The organism is Suttonella ornithocola (assembly GCF_001889065.1).
GTDB lineage: Bacteria > Pseudomonadota > Gammaproteobacteria > Cardiobacteriales > Cardiobacteriaceae > Suttonella_A > Suttonella_A ornithocola.
Map to the genome: position 1 here is coordinate 1 of NZ_LWHB01000361.1, position 606 is coordinate 606.

A 606-nucleotide genomic window follows, 5' to 3' on the forward strand; every position below is an offset into this window, starting at 1 on the left:
GACAATTACGACTGTTTTTAGGTAACTCAGGTAACAGTGCTTCTCTCACCCAATGAGAGAAAATATCGCTGTTAATAGAACCATCATATAAGCGTAAGGCAAACAATTCTCCATTGATAATGGCTCCAATCGCATTGCTCTGGTTCTTTAAATGCCAGTTATCACTTCCATGACAAACTTGTCCTTTTGTGCTGTAGCCATAAGCTCTATGAGCAAAGGCTTTAAAACCACATTCATCAAGATAAACTATCGGTTTGTCTTGAGCGGTCTTATCTACTATTTGTTCTTGAAAGTGCTCTCTTTGCTCTGTGTCGGCTTTTGGATGTTGGTTAATCTTTTTTTATGCGTTATCTTTAGTCGCTTTAGAGCATAACAAATCGCTGATTGCGAGCAATTAAAACGTCTAGCGCTTTCCCATTGGTAATCATCGGGATACTGCTCAATATCCTTAAGCAAGGCTTCATCATCAATCTTTGAGGGCTTACGCTCAGTTAAAGATGGGGATTTTTAATCCAGCTATAGACGGTGAATTTGCTGATCTTGTAGCGCTTTGCAACAGCGTGCCAAGTTTCTCCATTAGCAATATCGTTAAGAATTTTCTGTCGG

3 protein-coding genes are annotated in these 606 nt (G+C 39.6%); all 3 read right to left on the reverse strand.

All coding sequences use genetic code 11. The features are described from left to right. Window positions 1-334, reverse strand: a 334-nt coding sequence (locus A5N85_RS18115; RefSeq protein ID WP_211268280.1) for a transposase, incomplete at its 3' end; no start/stop codon positions are given. After that, the gene (locus A5N85_RS14415) at window positions 277-456 is read right to left on the reverse strand and encodes an IS630 transposase-related protein (protein WP_249024013.1); all 180 of its coding nucleotides are present in this window, start codon (window positions 454-456) and stop codon (window positions 277-279) included. The genes A5N85_RS14415 and A5N85_RS18115, both read right to left, overlap by 58 nt. A gap of 35 nt (window positions 457-491) precedes the next feature. Then, window positions 492-596 carry a helix-turn-helix domain-containing protein gene (locus tag A5N85_RS17465; protein WP_346243186.1) on the reverse strand — a complete coding sequence of 35 codons (105 nt, stop codon included), beginning with the start codon at window positions 594-596 and terminating at the stop codon, window positions 492-494. Window positions 597-606: the final 10 nt, after the last annotated feature.